Below are 15,617 nucleotides of genomic sequence, written 5' to 3'. Positions count from 1 at the left end.
GTGCCGGTGGGGTCTGAGCTGATGACAACAGACCCCACACCAGGAAGCAGGCACCCGCCATGGGCAAGCTCGTCTCCACGATCTTCGTCACCCTCGACGGCGTCTACCAGGCACCCGGCGGTCCCCAGGAGGACACCCGGGACGGCTTCGAGCACGGCGGCTGGAGCTTTGTGTTCGGCGACGAGGACTTCGGCAGGTTCGTCACCGAGGTCTTCGAGCGCCCCGCCGCGTTCCTCCTCGGCCGCCGTACATACGACATCTTCTCCGCGTACTGGCCGAAGGTGACCAACCCCTCCAACATCATTGCCGCCAAGCTCAACGCCCTGCCGAAGTACGTCGCCTCGTCGACCCTCACGGACCCCTCCTGGGCCAACACCACCGTGATCAGCGGCGACCTCGCCAAGGAGGTCACCGCCCTCAAGGAACGCACCGACGGCGAGCTCCAGGTGCACGGCAGCGGCGCCCTCGTCCAGTCCCTGCTGGCGCTCGACCTCGTCGACACCCTCCATCTGCTGACGTTCCCGGTGGTGCTCGGCTCCGGCCGCCGCTTCTTCGTGGAGGGCGCCGTACCGACCAAGTTCCGCCACACCGGCGGAAGCATCACCTCCGCCGGGGTCTCCATCCAGTCGTACGACGTGGCCGGACGGCCCGATTACGGCTCGTACGAGCTCCCGGAAGACGCCTAGCCGAACGCTTTGTGGGGGCCGTGTGGCGGCGCACGGCCCCACGTTAACTCGCGGAAAACTCATCGGACTTCACGGGAAAATCTCCGGGCTTGACATTGACATGCCACGGTCTACGCGCGTCATCATGAGGGCATGACATTCCCCCACACCCGCGCCACCCGCATCGGCGCCGCAGCCGCTCTCCTGTCCGCCCTCCTCGTGGGCGGCGCAGTCACCGCCACCACTGCGGACGCCGCGGCCGACTCCGTCGGCAGCATCTGCTACAGCGCCCTGCCCTCCCAGGCGTACGACACCCTGGACCTGATCGCGCAGGGCGGGCCGTACCCGTACTCGCAGGACGGCACCGTCTTCTCGAACCGTGAGGGCGTCCTGCCCAGCCAGTCGTCCGGGTACTACCACGAGTACACGGTCATCACGCCCGGTTCGTCTACGCGCGGAGCTCGCCGCATCGTGACCGGCGAGGAGACCCAGGAGGACTACTACACCTCGGACCACTACGCCACGTTCAACCTGATCGACTTCGGCTGCTGAGCGACTTCCCCCGCTCGGCCCAGGAACGGTGCGACCAGCCGGAAGTCCGGTCCGCGCTCATCCGGGCTTCCGGCTCTCCGCGGCGGCGAACAGCGCGAACGCCAGCACCACCAGGGCGACGCTCGCGTAGACCCCGTAGCCGTCGAGGAAGCCGAGCCGTTGCACGAGGCCCACATGCCAGTGGGTGAACTCGTCCACCAGGCCCAGCACGCCCTGCACCAGAGCGATGAATCCGAGTAACTCCAGCAGCTGCTTCATGCCATGACCCTCGCCCCGCGGACCCCCCACAGCCATCGGCCGCGGGGCGAGTCGTGCCCCACGGAAGTTCCCCGTCCGGTGGGGCCGGGCTCGCCGAAAGTATCCAGTGATGCAACTTTGGTCGGGGATCCTCCGCGTGGCGGGGTGACGGGGGCCGTCCCTGCGTAGATTTGTCGACCGTGAGGGATGACAAGCCGATGCCGGCCGCCGCGGGGATCATCGGCCGCCGCAGATGGTTGTTTCCGTCGGCCGTGCTCCACGAGATCGACCCCGACGCCGGGCGGTCCGGGCGGCCCCGGCGCACCGTACGGGACTGGATCGTCGACTTCACCTGTTTCCTGCTCGCCGTGGCCATCGGTCTGGCGGCCGCGGACACCCTGAACGGCGACACTCACACCCCGCACGCCCTCGCCGTCGTCGACCAGTTGCTTGGTGCACTGGCCTGCGCCGCGGTGTGGTTCCGCCGCCGCTGGCCGCTCGGGCTCGCCGTCGCGATGATCCCCGTCGGTCTTGTGTCGAACACGGCGGGCGGCGCCGGCATGGTCGTCATCTTCACCCTCGCCGTGCACCGGCCCTTCCGGTACGTCGCCTGGATCGGCGGCATCTCCCTCGCGCTGATCCCGCTGTTCTTCTGGCTGCGCCCGGATCCAGACCTGCCGTACGCGGGGGCGGTCGCGTTCGCGGAGCTGTTCACCCTCACCGTCATCGGCTGGGGCATGTTCGTCCGGTCCAAGCGCCAGCTCATGGTGAGCCTGCGCGACCGTGCCCGGCGTGCCGAGACGGAGGCACAGCTCCGTGCCGAGCAGGCGCAGCGGCTCGCCCGCGAGGCCATCGCCCGCGAGATGCACGACGTCCTGGCGCACCGGCTGACGCTGCTGAGCGTGCACGCGGGCGCCCTGGAGTTCCGCCCGGACGCACCCCAGGAGGAGATCGCGCGGGCGGCCGGTGTCATCCGCGAGAGCGCCCATGAGGCCCTCCAGGACCTGCGGGAGATCATCGGCGTGCTGCGCGCGGGCGAGCCCGACGATGCCGGCCGCCCGCAGCCGACGCTCGGCGCGCTGGACGCCCTGGTCGCCGAGTGCCGCGAGGCCGGCATGAAGGTCACCCTCGCCAGCCGCGTCACCGACCCCGCCGCGGTCCCCGCCTCCGTGGGCCGCACCGCGTACCGCATCGCCCAGGAGGCCCTGACCAACGCCCGCAAGCACGCCCCCGGCACGGAGGTCACGGTCTCCGTCACGGGCAGCCCGGGCGAGGGCCTCGTCGTGGACGTACGAAATCCCGCTCCGGAGGGGGATGTGCCCTTGGTGCCCGGCTCCGGGCAGGGGCTGATCGGGCTGACGGAACGGGCCACGCTGACCGGCGGCCGACTGGAGCACGGGGCGGAGCCGGACGGCGGGTTCCGGGTGCGGGCCTGGCTGCCCTGGGGATGAGCCGACCCGCGCGCGGCGGCCCTGCCCGCCGTGATTACGTAAGCCCCATGACTGCGATCAGACTGCTCCTCGTCGACGACGACCCCCTTGTGCGGGCCGGGCTGTCCCTGATGATGGGCGGCGCCGACGACATCGAGATCGTCGGCGAGGCCGCCGACGGCGCCGAGGTCGAGGAACTCGTCGACCGCACCCGCCCGGACGTGGTCCTCATGGACATCCGGATGCCGTCGGTGGACGGCCTGACGGCCACCGAGCGGCTGCGGGAGCGCAAGGACGCCCCGCAGGTCGTGGTCCTGACCACCTTCCACGCCGACGAACAGGTGCTGCGTGCCCTGCGCGCGGGTGCCGCCGGATTCGTCCTCAAGGACACCCCGCCCGCCGAGATCGTCGACGCCGTGCGCCGGGTCGCGGTCGGCGACCCCGTGCTGTCGCCCACCGTCACACGGCAGTTGATGGAGCACGCCGTCGGCTCCGGCACCGACATACGGCGCACGCACGCGCGCGTGCGCATCGACACCCTCAACGACCGCGAACGCGAGGTCGCCGTCGCGGTCGGCCGGGGCCTGTCCAACGCCGAGATCGCCGCCGCGCTCTTCATGAGCGTCGCCACCGTGAAGACCCATGTCTCCCGCATCCTGGCCAAGCTCGACCTCAACAACCGTGTGCAGATCGCGTTGTTGGCGTACGACGCGGGGCTTCTGGACGGAGCGTGAGCGCTCCGCTGGATGCGCGTGATGAACCTGCGGGCCGGTGGGGGCTTGTCGCGCAGTTCCCCGCGCCCCTTAAAACGGGCGCGGTACCGCACCGGACTTCGTCAAGGGCACTAGCGGGGCTCCCCGTGCGTTCTCCGTGCACCGGGAGAACCGGGCGGGGGACGGGGGAGGGCAGGTAGAGCATGGCGGAACTGATCGACCTGGGGGAGTTCGGCGACGGGTTTCGCACGGACCCGCATCCCTTCTACGCGCGACTGCGCGAGCGCGGGCCGGTGCACCGGGTGCGGCTGCCCGGGGTCGACGCCCATCACGAGACCTGGCTGGTCGTCGGGTACGAGGAGGCGCGCGCCGCGCTCGCCGACCCGCGTCTGTCCAAGGACGGCAGCAAGATCGGCATGGTGTTCCTCGACGAGGATCTGATCGGCAAGTACCTGCTGGGCACCGACCCGCCCCAGCACACCCGCCTGCGCGCCCTGGTCTCACGGGCCTTCACCATGCGCCGCGTCGAGGAACTGCGCCCGCGGATCCAGGAGATCACCGACGAACTGCTCGACGCGATGCTGCCGCGCGGCCGCGCCGATCTCGTGGACTCGTTCGCCTACCCGCTGCCGATCACCGTGATCTGCGAGCTGCTCGGCGTACCCGAGATGGACCGTGCCGAGTTCCGCAAGATGTCGACGGAGGCGGTCGCACCGACCGACTCGGACAGCGAACACGTCGCCTTCGTACGGCTCGCCGAGTACCTCACCGAACTCATCGAGGACAAGCGCCGCGCGGGCCCGAGCGGCGACCTGCTCAGCGATCTGATCCGCACCACAGCCGAGGACGGCGACCGGCTCTCCCCGGGCGAACTGCGCGGCATGGCCTTCGTGTTGCTGATCGCCGGGCACGAGACGACGGTCAACCTGATCAGCAGCGCGGTCCACTCCCTGCTCACCCACCCGGACCAACTCGCCGCTCTACGCGCCGACTTGAGCCTCGTCGACGGTGCGGTCGAGGAGACGCTGCGCTTCGAGGGCCCGGTGGAGAACGCCACGTTCCGCTTCGCCGCCGAAACCCTGGAGATCGCCGGCACCAGGATCGTGCGGGGCGACGCGGTGATGATCGGCCTCACCGCCGCCGACCGCGACGGCCTGCGCTATCCCGCCCCGGACCGCTTCGACATCCGCCGCGACACCCGCGGCCATCTGGCCTTCGGCCACGGCATCCACTACTGCCTGGGCGCCCCTCTGGCCCGCCTCGAAGCCCGCACGGCGATACGCACTCTCCTGGAGCGCGCGCCCGGCCTGGCCCTCGACGGCCCGCCCGGCGACTGGCTCCCCGGCATGCTGATGCGCGGCGTGCGCACCCTGCCGGTGCGCTGGTAGCCACGGCCTTCCCGATACGGCGATACGGCGCTACGGGCGATTACGCGATACGACCGCTCACCTGAACGCGGACTCGGCCCGGCCCGGAATCTCCGCGAGCGCGACCTGTCTGCGCTCCCGTCTGGACACCTCGCAGGCCTCGGCGATCCGCAGCGCCTGCAGCGCCTCGCGACCGTCGCACGGATTGGCGCGCTGCCCGAGCACCACCTCGACGAACGCGGCCAGCTCGGCCTCGTAGGCGGGCCCGAAGCGCTCCAGGAAGCCGGACCACGGCTTGTCCGCGGCCGGCGGCCCGGTCGGCTCCGTGGACGCGATCGGCGTACGGTCGTCCAGGCCGACGACGATCTGGTCGAGCTCCCCGGCCAGCTCCATGCGGACGTCGTAACCGGCGCCGTTCAACCGGGTCGCCGTGGCCGTGGCGAGGGTGCCGTCGTCGAGCGTGAGCAGCGCGGCACCCGTGTCGACGTCGCCCGCCTCCCGGAACATCGGCGGCCCCGCGTCGGACCCGGCCGCGTACACCTCGACGATCTCGTGCCCCGTCACCCACCGCAGTACGTCGAAGTCATGGATCAGCGCGTCCCGGTACAGCCCGCCGGACAGCCGCAGCCACCCGGGCGGGGGAGGGGCCTGGTCGGACGTGAGCGCCCGTACGGTGTGCAGCCGCCCGAGCCGGCCCGAGAGCACCGCGTCGCGCGCGCCCGCGTAGCCCGCGTCGAAGCGGCGCTGGAACCCCATCTGCAGAATCGTCCCGGCTGCTTCGACCTCCGCGATGGCGTGCAATGTGCCGGGCAGATCGAGCGCTATCGGCTTCTCGCAGAACACCGGCAGCCCCGAGCGTGCTGCCCGACCGATCAGTTCGGCATGGGCCGACGTCGCCGTGGTGATCACCACGGCATCCACACCCCACTTGAAGATCTCGTCCACGCCCGGCGCCGCCGTCTCCCCGAGGCGAAGCGCGAGCTCCTGGGCCCGCGCCGGATCCACATCCGTGAGGATCAGCGACCCCACCTCACGGTTGCGGCTGAGCGTGTTCGCATGAATGGTGCCGATTCGCCCCGTACCGATGACCCCGATGCGCATGGAAACAAAGTGAGGGTTCAGTGCGTACGCTGTCAATGCATATGTCCGGACAATCGAACTACACAAATGGTTGATCTCGCTCCCGCGATCAAGGCAAGCATCCGGACTCTGGCCAGGTCAGAGTCACATTGATGCAGGTCAGGGGTCGTTTACGTGCAGGGTGGTCGCCCATAGCGGGAGGTGCTCCTGCCTGATCTTTCCCTAGCTTTCCCTACCTGTTGTCAGGCTGCTGTCCCCCGCCTGTCCCCCCGACGTGCCCCCCGGTGACACGCTCGCTTGCCCCACAGGGAGTCAGGTAGAGCAAAGCCGCCGGTCACCGACTGGGAAGGGTTGGACTGACAATCGGTCCACGTTCGCGACTGTTGCCTTGAGGGTGCGGTGGATGAGTTCGCTCAGGAGTGGGGGCGGGAGCTGGGCTGTCGCCCAGTGGGGGGTGAGCTGGTTGTTGTGGTGGTGGGCCCATGTGGTGCGCATGTGGGTGGAGAAGCTGACGAATAGATCCAAATTTGCTGCATTTACGCGTATTTGAGGACGGGAGCCTTTCAGTCATTCGCGACCGGTCTCGGCGTAGAAGTTAATGACGGTTCGCTGGGCTTTATCCGATTTCAGGACCGTGCTGTGGCGGAGGTGGATCCCGTCGCTGGCATGAGGCTCTCGTACGGAGATGAGCGGCCGTTGGTGGCTGGTGTCGGGGCGATCCGCAGAACGTACGGCTGGCCGAGAACAGTGAATTCCTCGCCGTTGGTGAGGTGCTTGAGCGGGTTGTGCGGCAGGGTCTCCGTCGAGGTGTGTGAGGCGCTGGTAGATCCATGCGCGGCGTGGTTCAACGAGGGCGGCGGCGTCCGTGTCGGTGGTGGTGTGGCGGCCGCGGACGACGATGTCGCCGCGCCTGGTGGCGGTGACGTCGAGCGTGGTTATGTTGCTGGTGCGAACGGTGACGTTGACGGTGCCGACTCGTATGGTGCGGTCGATCGAGGGCATGGTCGTGTGTCCTTGGTGCGGGCGGCGTGTAGTGGGCTGCTTGGTCGGGGCAGGGCCGGCCGCACACCCAGGCCTGGGGGATGCCGTGGACGGGGAGGTCTAGGACATGCCGGGCCGTGCGCCCGCACAGCTGGCAGGTCAGGTCGAAGGTGCGCAGCATGCGTAGGGGCTGTATCGGCTCGTCGTCGCGCAGGGTGATCGGCGCGTCCTGGCCTTCGAGGGTGAGCAGCCACAGCGGCTGGAGGTGGCGCCGGCGGGCGAGGATGGTCAGAGGACTGTCGTTGCCGACGAGGGTGAAGGTGTCGCCTTCGCGTAGGGCGGTGGCCTGGATGGTCGCGGTCTGCTCGATGGTGACGATGAAGCCGTTGGTCGGCGTGGTGGTGCTCATGGTGGTCTTTCCGTGCGGGTGAGGCTTCGGCTCAGGCGTCCGTGCTGTCCGTGTGCCGCTCGACGGCGGTGAGCATCAGGGCGAGTCCTCGGGCGAGCTTGCGGACCTCGCTGCTGAACAGAACCAGCTCGACAGCCTGCCCGTCAGTGCCGACGTGAAGGCGGTCGCTGTACTGGGCCCGCAGCGACTTCGCCTCGTAGTGCCCTGGCCTGGCACGTGTCCAGTCCTCGGCGCCGTGGAAGCGCCCCTTCTGAAACCAGTTGCGATCCATGGCCGCCTCGACGAACGTGCCCCATGCCCGAGCCGGCACGCGTGCGGCTTCGACCCTCGCGGTCGCACCCTCGTTGTCGACCATGATGTACCAGCGGCCGAGCACCTCGCTGTCGAAGCTGAGGATGTTCCCGTAGCGGGCCTGCAGCGCGGGCCACACCATCTGGATCAGCTCCACCGCCCGGTCGACGGCAGCGGTCTGTGCCCTCTTGTGGGAGGCGACCGCCGCTTCCCACGGCTTTCGGTCGGTGGTGAAGCCGTCCTGCTGCTCATAGTTGGCCACCCTGGTCCGTGCGCCCTTGTCGATGAGCGCGTATCCGAGGTCCTCCGCGTAGCCGGGAGTCATTTCGGTGATCAGTTCACGGCCGTCGTGAACGGTGTGCAGACGGAGGAAGCGCACGTAATCCTGCTCGTCGGGCATGGGGTCGACGATGTGCGGGTTGCGCTGGGCGAATTCAGTGGGGATCAGCTCGTCCCCTTCGGCGCGTACGGTCCAGGCGCCGCTGGTCGTGACGGCCTGTGAGAGGTGCTTGGAGACTTTCGGATACCAGGTGGCCTTGCGGCGGTTGATCTTCATGGGTGTCTTGTGCCGTTCAGGAAGCGGTGGTGCTGGCAGCGGGGGCGAGGACTTCGGCGCCGGTCACGGTGCGGAGCACGTTCACGAAGGTGCTGGCGGTCAGGTCGGACAGGTCGAGGTAGGCGATGCGGATGCCGCCTTCGGCGTCGGCGTGGATGGTGGCCCTGCCGCCGGGCCAGCGCAGATCTGCGACGCCGGGCACGGACCCGTAGGCCACCTGCGCCTCGGGGCCAGCCAGTTGCTCAGCCGTGGTCATGAACGCCTTGAGTGCGCTGAGCGTACGGTCGGTGCGCACGCTGAGGTCGGCGAGGAGCCTGGTCCACGCGGGCAGGCCCGTGGTGAGGATGGCGTCGGCGACGGCCTGCGGATCCCCGATCGTGCCGATCACTTCGTGGCGGTGGTCGCTGCGGCGGGGCCAGACGAAGGCGTGCGTATGAGACAGGGAGACCTTGACGGTGCCGGACGCGCGTACTGGCGTCGGGGTGGCAACTTCCAGTGACATGGCGGGGCCGCCCAGGACGGCGAGGTCGCTGTGCCCGCAGCTGTCTGCTGTCCAGTCGGGTCCGAGCAGGGCAGCAAGGATGCGGGTGTAGCCGAGCGCGGAGCGAGCAGTGCGCATGGAGCGGTTCCTTCGAAGCGGTGGGAAGAGGAGGACGGTGGGCTGGAGGCCGGCGGGAGGCCCGTGGCGGGAGCCTCCCGCCGCAGGACGTCAGGCTGCGGCCGCAATCGGCTCGTGCTCCTGGCTGTCCTCAAGGTCCTCGGTGTCCTCGTTCTGCTCGGGCTCGTCGTCCTCCCGAGCGCCCGCCTTCTCTTCCTCCTGCTGGGCGCGGCCCTTGGCCACGGTCTCCGCTTCGACGGTGCTCAGCGCGTAGCCCTCCGCTTGCAGGAACGTCAGCCACGCGACGGTCTGCTCATTGATGCGGTTGCGCCAGGCGGCGTCGTCCATGTGCTCCACCTCGTAGGCGCCAGCGACATGGGCGAGCAGGACCCTCCAGGAGCGCGCCGGGCTGGTGCGTGAGATGACCGCGCCGAACGGGTCGCCCACCCGAGTCCACTGACTGTTGCCCTCGTTGGGGTCCTCGACGCCGAGGAAGCGTGCGGTCAGGTCGGTCCTCTTACGGCTGACGTAGTTCTCGTACGCGTAGCTGGTGCCGGTGATCATCGAGAGGATCAGCGGCCACACGCGGGTGCTCGCCTCGGGCTGCTGGCACAGGTCCTTGATGAAGTCCGCGCGGACCTCGCGGGCCTGCCTCCACGCCTTGTTGTTCGCGATGACCAGGCGCCGCTCCGCTTTGGCCGCCTCCTTGTCCGGGCCTGCCTGGGCGGTGTCCTTCTGGGCGGCCTCGGTGGTGAGCGGGTGGCCGTGGCGGTGCCAGGCGGTGCACAGCCAGATCACCTCGGCGTCGTTCGGGGAGACGCACGAAGCGTGACCGGGGCAGGCGTGGTGGGTCTGCGAGGTCTGCGGGGCGCCGTCATCGGTGAGGAGGTCGGTGAGCGGCCTCGTGCTGGTGGCGGACCAGTTCCAGCGCCAGTCGACGACCGTGACCTCCGCGGCGGTCAGCTCGGCGGCCTGCTGGGCGCACTTGTCGGTGAGTTTCTTCTCGGCGCGCAGGCCGGCAAGGGCGTGCTTCCAGTGGCCGCGCTTGGTGTTGTTCTCCCGCTGGTCACGCGCCTTGGCCCGCGTCAGGGTCCACAGAGCGTCCTCGACGCTTTCGACTTCCTGGAACTCGGCCAGTTCGATGAGGTTGAAGTCTTCCTCGATCGCCTCGGCGAGCGACGCGTCGGATAGTTGGGCGGCCTTGCTGGCGGCGCCGAGCTCGGCAGGCTTGAAGCCCATGGCGCGCGCGTTGCGCACCTTGCGGGCCTTGGGGATGTTCATGAGGGAGAGCTGACGGGCGGCTTCGATGTCGTCGCGGACGGTGGCCTGGCGGCGGTGCTTGTTCTCGATGAACGACACCGTCAGCGCCGCATCGTCCACCCCTGCAAGGTCGTCTCGGACGATCGCGGGAACGAGCCGGTACGGCTTCTTTTTCGCCCGGGCCTTCTTCGCGGCGGCCAGGGCCGCGTTGTTGCGGCGCTGCCCGAAGATGATCCCGAGCTTTCCCTCATGTTCGCCTTCCTGCGAGCGCAGGACGAGCGGCGTGAGGACACCGAGTTCATCGACGCTGGCCTGGAGTTCAGGGTCGGGCTGGGTGGTGTCCTCGCCGTCCGTCTCGGCGCGGTCCTTGCGGTGGTTGTACGGGTCGACAACAAGGTCGTGGGGATCGACCCAGACGAAGCGGCCGACGAATCCCTCGACGGCTTCCGGGCGTGCGGCGGTGGTGGTGCTCATGGTGGTGGTCTTTCACGTGATGGGGCGGGCGCGAGATGAAGTGCGCCCGCCTGATGTGGTGCGGGGTCGGGTTCAGGCGGCTGCCGGGGTGCGGCGCCTGGTCGTGCGCTTGGCCGAGGTGGAGCGGTGAGCTGTGCTCTTCGGCTTGGTCTTGGCCTTCGCGGCAGGGGCGTCGGTGCTGTCTTCGGCCGGAGGCTGGACGGCGGGAGGGATCGGCGTGCCGTTGGCACGCAGCCGTAGTCGAGTCCCGTCGAAGGCGGGCAGCAGCACGGTGCGGATCGCGGTGAGGATCTCCTCCAGCGGCGAGGCCGTGGTGAAGCGGACCCCGGTGCTGTACCGCACCCCCTTGGGCAGCTGGGTGTTCTCACCGGCCGCACCATCGGCGTCTGCCGCCTGCTCGTGGGCGGGGCCGCCGACGGCGAAGGTCTGCACGGCCCGGCCCTGCCACAGGTGCCGGATGCCGATGGACCGGCCGTCGGGGTGGACGAGGCGGATCGACCTGTCCGCGAAGCCCGCCGGGTGGTCCTCAGGGACCTCGCTCCATCCGTCGGCGAGGGCCTCGGCGATGGGCTTGCCCAGCAGGTAGAGGTCGACCTCGCTGAGAACGGCCGGCTCCGGTGCCTCGGAGTCCGCCGACTCCGGGTCGGTGAGGTCTACGGCCTCGAGCTCGGCGATGGTTGTGCTGCTCAAGAGAGTGCTCCTGCTTCAAGAGGCGTTCAGGCAAAGGGTGTTGAGGGTTGCCGGGCGGGGATTCAGCGGACGGCGGGGATGGCGGAGGCGGTGCGGATGGTGCGCACGGCGTCCTCGGTCAGGCTGGTGAGGGCGCCTTGCCGGTTGAAGCCCACGAAGATCACGGGACCTTGAATGTCGGCGATCAGGCTCTCGCCGAGGAGGAAGTGCAAGGCGATGGCCGCGCACAGGTTCGGGGGCTGGCCGTCGCGGGTTTCGGCTGCGAGGGCGACGGTGTGCGAGCCGTCCGGGCGGCGTACGTAGCGCAGGGCCTCGGCGTAGTCGCCGAGTGCCTGTTGGATCTGCGCACGTTGGGAGTTGTCGTTGGTGCTCACCTGCAGGTCGGTGATCGTGCCGTCGGTGGCGACGAGCAGGGCGTGAACGGTGTCGGGCATGACGGCCTTTCTGGCGTGTGGTCGGTGAGGTGGCCCCCTCAACTTCTAAGTTAATTCTACTATGTATGAGGGGTGGGTCAACTACGTCTATGCAGGTCAGAAGGGGGGCGGGGCTACGCTGCTGGCGAGAGGGCCTGCTCTATCAGGCGCTCGGCCTGGCGCACGGCGGCGATGATTCGTGCCTTGCCCAGCACCTCGTCGCGGTGTTCGAAGACGGTGCGCGCCTCCTTCATTGCATCCGTGACGGCATTCGGATTGGCCAGTGTGTCCGCGCACGCCACGGTCACCCGCGGGCCGAGCTCCCAGACCATCGCGTTCACAGCGCAACACGCGGCGGCGATCTGGTCGATGTCGACCATCGACCACTGGAAGTCCGCAGGATCGTGCCCGCGTTCGCGAAGGTGCTGGGCGGCCGAGCGCAGTAGCCCTCCGCTGCCGGCGCACGGATCGTGGATGTGCTCGCCGCCGCGCGGAGCGTCGACCGCGAGGCTGATGTCCATGACCTGCCCGGCGGCAAGCATGTCGGCCATGGCATCGGCCACCGGCGCCGGGGTGTGATACTCGCCGAGCCCCTGCCGGGCGCCGTGCGAGCGCAGGCACATCATCACGGGCGACAGGACGTCCGTTGCCGAGCGCAGGAACGGGTCCTCGTGGGCGGTCAGGTCGAACAGGCCGCGCTTCAAAGCTGTTTCGGCGACAGCCCGCACCGCCTGAATGCGGTACTCGTCGACCTCGTCGTTCAGCCACTCATGGAGGATCCGCGCACGTTCGATCAGGTCGGGGCGGTACATCCAGTGCATCGACCAGATCTCGCGCAGCATCTCGATCAGCTGCGGGCCGTCCTGGGTGAGGATCTGCATCTTGAGGTCCGGGCCGTTCGGGTCCTTCTGGCGGATGAGTGCGAGGGCGGCAACGACGCCAATCGGCACCTCGATAGCCGTGCCGCCGTGCCGGTTGTGCCACCGCTCGGCCACTGCTTCGCCGATCTCCAACGCGCGCCGGTGCGGATCGCGCACAGGGTGCGGGCGAGACGCCTGCCGGACGTGCGGAGCGGAAGGTCCGGCAGGCGACGCCAGCTTCGGTGGTGTCGCCGAATGGGCGGAGCGTGCGGGCTTCGGTGCCGCGGTGAAGGTGGCGGGTATCGGCTCGGGGTCGGCGGTGATCTCTGCGAACAGGTCGAGTTGCTGGGTCACGGCGTAGCCGCCTTCCGTGGGTGGGGTTGGGTATAAGGCGACCCGCCCCGGGCGGGGCGGGTCGCGGCGATGAGGGTGCTTCTTGCGGGGTCCGGGCTTTCCCCCCCGCCCCCTCGATAGTTAATTCTACTATGGTTGGGGTAGGGGTCAACCACGGATGCCCAGCTCAGGAGGGGGGTTATGCCTGATCGATCCAGGTCATGCCGTACGGGGTCTGCCACAGCCAGGACAGCCCCGCCTTATGGATCTCGGCCCGGACCCTGTCCCACCACACCCGCCCGAAGCGGTCGGTGTGCGCCTCGACGGCCCAGGCCGCCGACGCTGCCGCCTCCGGCGACTGCAGGATCTCGGCGACCGACTCCCCGAAACCGTGGACGCGTTCACGCAGACTCATGTGCAGCTCGCCAACCTCGGTGCGCCACGCCTCGTCACGACGGCGCTCTCCGCGCTCGTACGACAGCAGCCATCCCCGCTCGGTGATCGCCCCGTTCTGCTGCAGCGCGATCCAGGCCGCCGCCCGCTCACGTGAGAGCACCGCAGGCTTGAACATCACGTTCAGCACCTCAAGTTCAGAGGTGTCGTCCGCCTGTATCCGCGCCCCGAAGTGGGCTGCGTTCGCATCGTGCTTCGCCTGGGCGCGCTCCCGAGCTGCGGCCTCCGTCCGAGCGTCCCACACGGGAATCAGATAGTTCCACGTCGTCCTGGTGTGCTCCGGGTGCGTGTACGTCACTTCCCATAGGCCCCGCATGTGCTTTCTTTCTCCTTGCTGGTCGCGCTGTTCTGTCTGGTGCTGGTGTTCGGACGGCACGTCTACTGGGGCACCGGCGTGGCCTTGTGCTGGGCCACCCAGTTCTCGAAAGCGCGCGGGTCGACGGCGCGCAGTTGGTGGAGGTAGTGGCAGGCCATGCGGGCGTGCAGGGCGCGGGCCTTGTCGGCGAAGGGAACCCGGACCGGCAGGTGCCCCCGGCCTGACGGCCACGTCAGGCGGCTGGAGTCGGGTGCGGCAGCCGCGATGTACCAGTCGAGGTTCGCGGCCAGCCGCACGGGGAGCTGGTCTTCGACAGGCTCGTCCTCCATGGGCCAGATGCCCTCGCTGTCGTCGGCGAAGAAGTCGTGCGGACTGCCGACCGAGGCGTCGTGCGGCATGTTCACCCAGACGCGCTGGCCGTGCTCAGCGTGCGGTTCGACGTCGATGACGGTGCGGTTGTACGCCAGGCACGTTCCGTTCGCCTTCGACAGATAGAGGACGGCGACGCGATCACCGCGCTCGTACTCACTCATGTGAGGCAACTCCTGTTCTGTAGTGGTTACTTCGATGCGCTCTGGAGGGCGCGGATGGCGCCAGCGCGGGCTGCTGTGGCGGGGCAGGGGCCGGTGAGAGCCCTCACGCGGGCGACGACCTGGCCGTGGTCGTCCCTGCGGACGGCGCGCTGCAGGCCCTCGAAGGCCTGGGCCACGTCGTCCACGGTGGTGGCGTGTCCCCGCCGGCACGGGCAGGTATCTGCGATGTGCGCGGACAGCGCCGTGAGCAGATACGAGTGCTGGCCCTGCGGGACGCAACCGCGATGGCGCATCGCGGGGCGCGCACGGCGCAGATGGCTGTAGAAGCGCAGGACGCTCTTGCCGCACATCAGGCAGGCGACGGGCCACAACACGTCGCTGCCCGGATACCCGCCGAGCGGCGCCCAGCCGAGCTCGTCGATGCGGGCGACAGCGAGGGCGGCGGAGGTGACGTTGCGGAGCGTGGGGCCCAGCCCGGAAAGATAGGTGCCGAGCTCATCACCTATGGCTCCGTCGACGGTGCCCGTCAGGGGTGTCTTGCTGATCACGGTCGCCGTGTCCCCGGGCCGGATCATGCGGCGGTGTAGGCGCGCAGGACGGCGTACGCGGCGGCGATGGAGGTGTCGCTGGTACGCAGGGAGAAGGGCGCGCCCGGTTCGGCGGCGTTCGCGTCGTGGAGGATCTCGAGCGGTCCGTGTGTCGGGTAAAGGTTCGTGAATCCGTCCCGCGGCGGTGCACCGTTGATTTCGGGGAGGGCGTCGAGGACTGCGCGTACCTCCGGCGGGAAGGGGTCTGCTTCGCCTTCGAGGTGGGACGGGGGCCTGGTCAGCGCAGTGCGCCCGCATCGGATGGCCTGCTCGGCGGTGAGCCGGTTCATCTGAACGTTCACGCTCACGGCGCCGGGGCGTGGTGAGCGGATTTGGATGCGGAGGGACGGGTTGGTGCTGTCCCCGCCCTCCAGCGCGAGCTCTGAGCGTGCGGTTGTTCCTTCCGCCATGGCGGGCAGCCGGGCATCGCGCAGCGGGAGGCTCAGCAGCCGCAGTGCCGCGAGGGCGTCGCGGCGTCCGAAGTGGGGCAAGACGTGGCTGTGGATCAGCTCGGCGACCTTCTGGCCGCTCGCGTTCTCCATCGGAGTGGTCGCGGTGAACGGTTTGGCGGGATGGCGTGGCTCGCTGTCCTGGGAGACGAAGGCGCTGACGCTGAGCAGGCCGTCACGGGTCTGGAGGCTGCAGCGCAGGCCGAGGGGGTGGGTCACGATCGCCGTGCCGAGCAGCCCGGTCACGGCCCATTCCGATCCGAGCGCGGCGGCGGTCTGCTCGGAGAGCGTGAGCAGGTCTGGAGCGACGAGCTGAGTGTCGTAGGGCATGGAGTGCTTTCTTCGTAAGTGCCGTTCCGTATCCGGCGAT

18 protein-coding genes are annotated in these 15,617 nt (G+C 69.2%); 5 read left to right on the top strand and 13 right to left on the bottom strand.

Annotation, left to right across the window (positions count from 1 at the left end; all coding sequences use genetic code 11):
- Nucleotides 1-59: 59 nt before the first annotated feature.
- On the top strand, nucleotides 60-686 hold the full coding sequence (locus tag P2Q00_RS28920) for a dihydrofolate reductase family protein (protein WP_275775961.1): 627 nt from the start codon (nucleotides 60-62) through the stop codon (nucleotides 684-686).
- Between the two features lie 132 nt (nucleotides 687-818).
- Nucleotides 819-1,217, top strand: a complete 399-nt coding sequence (locus P2Q00_RS28915; protein ID WP_275775959.1) for a ribonuclease — start codon at nucleotides 819-821, stop codon at nucleotides 1,215-1,217.
- A gap of 57 nt (nucleotides 1,218-1,274) precedes the next feature.
- Here the strand turns inward: P2Q00_RS28915 and P2Q00_RS28910 are convergent, their stop codons facing one another.
- On the bottom strand, nucleotides 1,275-1,475 hold the full coding sequence (locus tag P2Q00_RS28910; RefSeq protein ID WP_275775958.1) for a hypothetical protein: 201 nt from the start codon (nucleotides 1,473-1,475) through the stop codon (nucleotides 1,275-1,277).
- A 197-nt stretch (nucleotides 1,476-1,672) separates the two neighbouring features.
- Between P2Q00_RS28910 and P2Q00_RS28905 the strand changes: the two genes are divergently transcribed.
- The 3 genes from P2Q00_RS28905 to P2Q00_RS28895 all read left to right on the top strand — a co-directional run bounded on the left by P2Q00_RS28905 (nucleotide 1,673) and on the right by P2Q00_RS28895 (nucleotide 4,985).
- Nucleotides 1,673-2,905, top strand: a complete 1,233-nt coding sequence (locus P2Q00_RS28905; protein ID WP_275776029.1) for a histidine kinase — start codon at nucleotides 1,673-1,675, stop codon at nucleotides 2,903-2,905.
- Between the two features lie 47 nt (nucleotides 2,906-2,952).
- The gene (locus P2Q00_RS28900) at nucleotides 2,953-3,618 is read left to right on the top strand and encodes a response regulator transcription factor (protein ID WP_275775956.1); all 666 of its coding nucleotides are present in this window, start codon (nucleotides 2,953-2,955) and stop codon (nucleotides 3,616-3,618) included.
- A 182-nt stretch (nucleotides 3,619-3,800) separates the two neighbouring features.
- Nucleotides 3,801-4,985, top strand: coding sequence for a cytochrome P450 family protein (locus P2Q00_RS28895; RefSeq protein WP_275775955.1), 1,185 nt, complete (start codon nucleotides 3,801-3,803; stop codon nucleotides 4,983-4,985).
- Between the two features lie 57 nt (nucleotides 4,986-5,042).
- Here the strand turns inward: P2Q00_RS28895 and P2Q00_RS28890 are convergent, their stop codons facing one another.
- From P2Q00_RS28890 to P2Q00_RS28835, 12 genes are all read right to left on the bottom strand, one after another.
- Nucleotides 5,043-6,065: a Gfo/Idh/MocA family protein gene (locus P2Q00_RS28890; protein WP_275775953.1), complete on the bottom strand. Its 1,023-nt coding sequence runs from the start codon at nucleotides 6,063-6,065 to the stop codon at nucleotides 5,043-5,045.
- 823 nt (nucleotides 6,066-6,888) lie between these two features.
- Entirely contained in the window at nucleotides 6,889-7,434 is a 546-nt protein-coding gene (locus P2Q00_RS28885; protein WP_275775951.1) for a hypothetical protein, read from the bottom strand.
- A 31-nt stretch (nucleotides 7,435-7,465) separates the two neighbouring features.
- Nucleotides 7,466-8,281, bottom strand: a complete 816-nt coding sequence (locus P2Q00_RS28880) for a hypothetical protein (RefSeq protein WP_275775948.1) — start codon at nucleotides 8,279-8,281, stop codon at nucleotides 7,466-7,468.
- Between the two features lie 16 nt (nucleotides 8,282-8,297).
- The gene (locus tag P2Q00_RS28875; RefSeq protein WP_275775947.1) at nucleotides 8,298-8,900 is read right to left on the bottom strand and encodes a hypothetical protein; all 603 of its coding nucleotides are present in this window, start codon (nucleotides 8,898-8,900) and stop codon (nucleotides 8,298-8,300) included.
- Nucleotides 8,901-8,990: 90 nt separating this feature from the next.
- A complete protein-coding gene (locus tag P2Q00_RS28870) occupies nucleotides 8,991-10,613 on the bottom strand; it encodes a ParB/RepB/Spo0J family partition protein (RefSeq protein WP_275775945.1) in 1,623 nt (540 codons plus the stop codon).
- A gap of 72 nt (nucleotides 10,614-10,685) precedes the next feature.
- Complete coding sequence (locus P2Q00_RS28865; RefSeq protein ID WP_275775944.1) at nucleotides 10,686-11,303, bottom strand: hypothetical protein; 618 nt, start codon at nucleotides 11,301-11,303, stop codon at nucleotides 10,686-10,688.
- A 62-nt stretch (nucleotides 11,304-11,365) separates the two neighbouring features.
- Nucleotides 11,366-11,737 carry a hypothetical protein gene (locus P2Q00_RS28860; RefSeq protein ID WP_275775943.1) on the bottom strand — a complete coding sequence of 124 codons (372 nt, stop codon included), beginning with the start codon at nucleotides 11,735-11,737 and terminating at the stop codon, nucleotides 11,366-11,368.
- 113 nt (nucleotides 11,738-11,850) lie between these two features.
- Nucleotides 11,851-12,930 carry an N-6 DNA methylase gene (locus P2Q00_RS28855; protein ID WP_275775941.1) on the bottom strand — a complete coding sequence of 360 codons (1,080 nt, stop codon included), beginning with the start codon at nucleotides 12,928-12,930 and terminating at the stop codon, nucleotides 11,851-11,853.
- 178 nt (nucleotides 12,931-13,108) lie between these two features.
- Nucleotides 13,109-13,678 (bottom strand): hypothetical protein, encoded by a 570-nt coding sequence (locus P2Q00_RS28850; RefSeq protein ID WP_275775939.1) that lies wholly within the window; start codon nucleotides 13,676-13,678, stop codon nucleotides 13,109-13,111.
- Between the two features lie 62 nt (nucleotides 13,679-13,740).
- Complete coding sequence (locus P2Q00_RS28845) at nucleotides 13,741-14,211, bottom strand: hypothetical protein (protein WP_275775937.1); 471 nt, start codon at nucleotides 14,209-14,211, stop codon at nucleotides 13,741-13,743.
- Nucleotides 14,212-14,237: 26 nt separating this feature from the next.
- Nucleotides 14,238-14,786: a hypothetical protein gene (locus P2Q00_RS28840; protein ID WP_275775936.1), complete on the bottom strand. Its 549-nt coding sequence runs from the start codon at nucleotides 14,784-14,786 to the stop codon at nucleotides 14,238-14,240.
- Complete coding sequence (locus tag P2Q00_RS28835) at nucleotides 14,783-15,577, bottom strand: hypothetical protein (protein ID WP_275775934.1); 795 nt, start codon at nucleotides 15,575-15,577, stop codon at nucleotides 14,783-14,785. Before P2Q00_RS28835 ends, P2Q00_RS28840 begins: the two co-directional genes overlap by 4 nt.
- Nucleotides 15,578-15,617: the final 40 nt, after the last annotated feature.

Origin of the sequence: Streptomyces coacervatus (genome assembly GCF_029223485.1) — a bacterium.
Classification (GTDB): Bacteria; Actinomycetota; Actinomycetes; order Streptomycetales; family Streptomycetaceae; genus Streptomyces; species Streptomyces coacervatus.
This window is presented reverse-complemented; position numbering and strand designations above follow the sequence as displayed.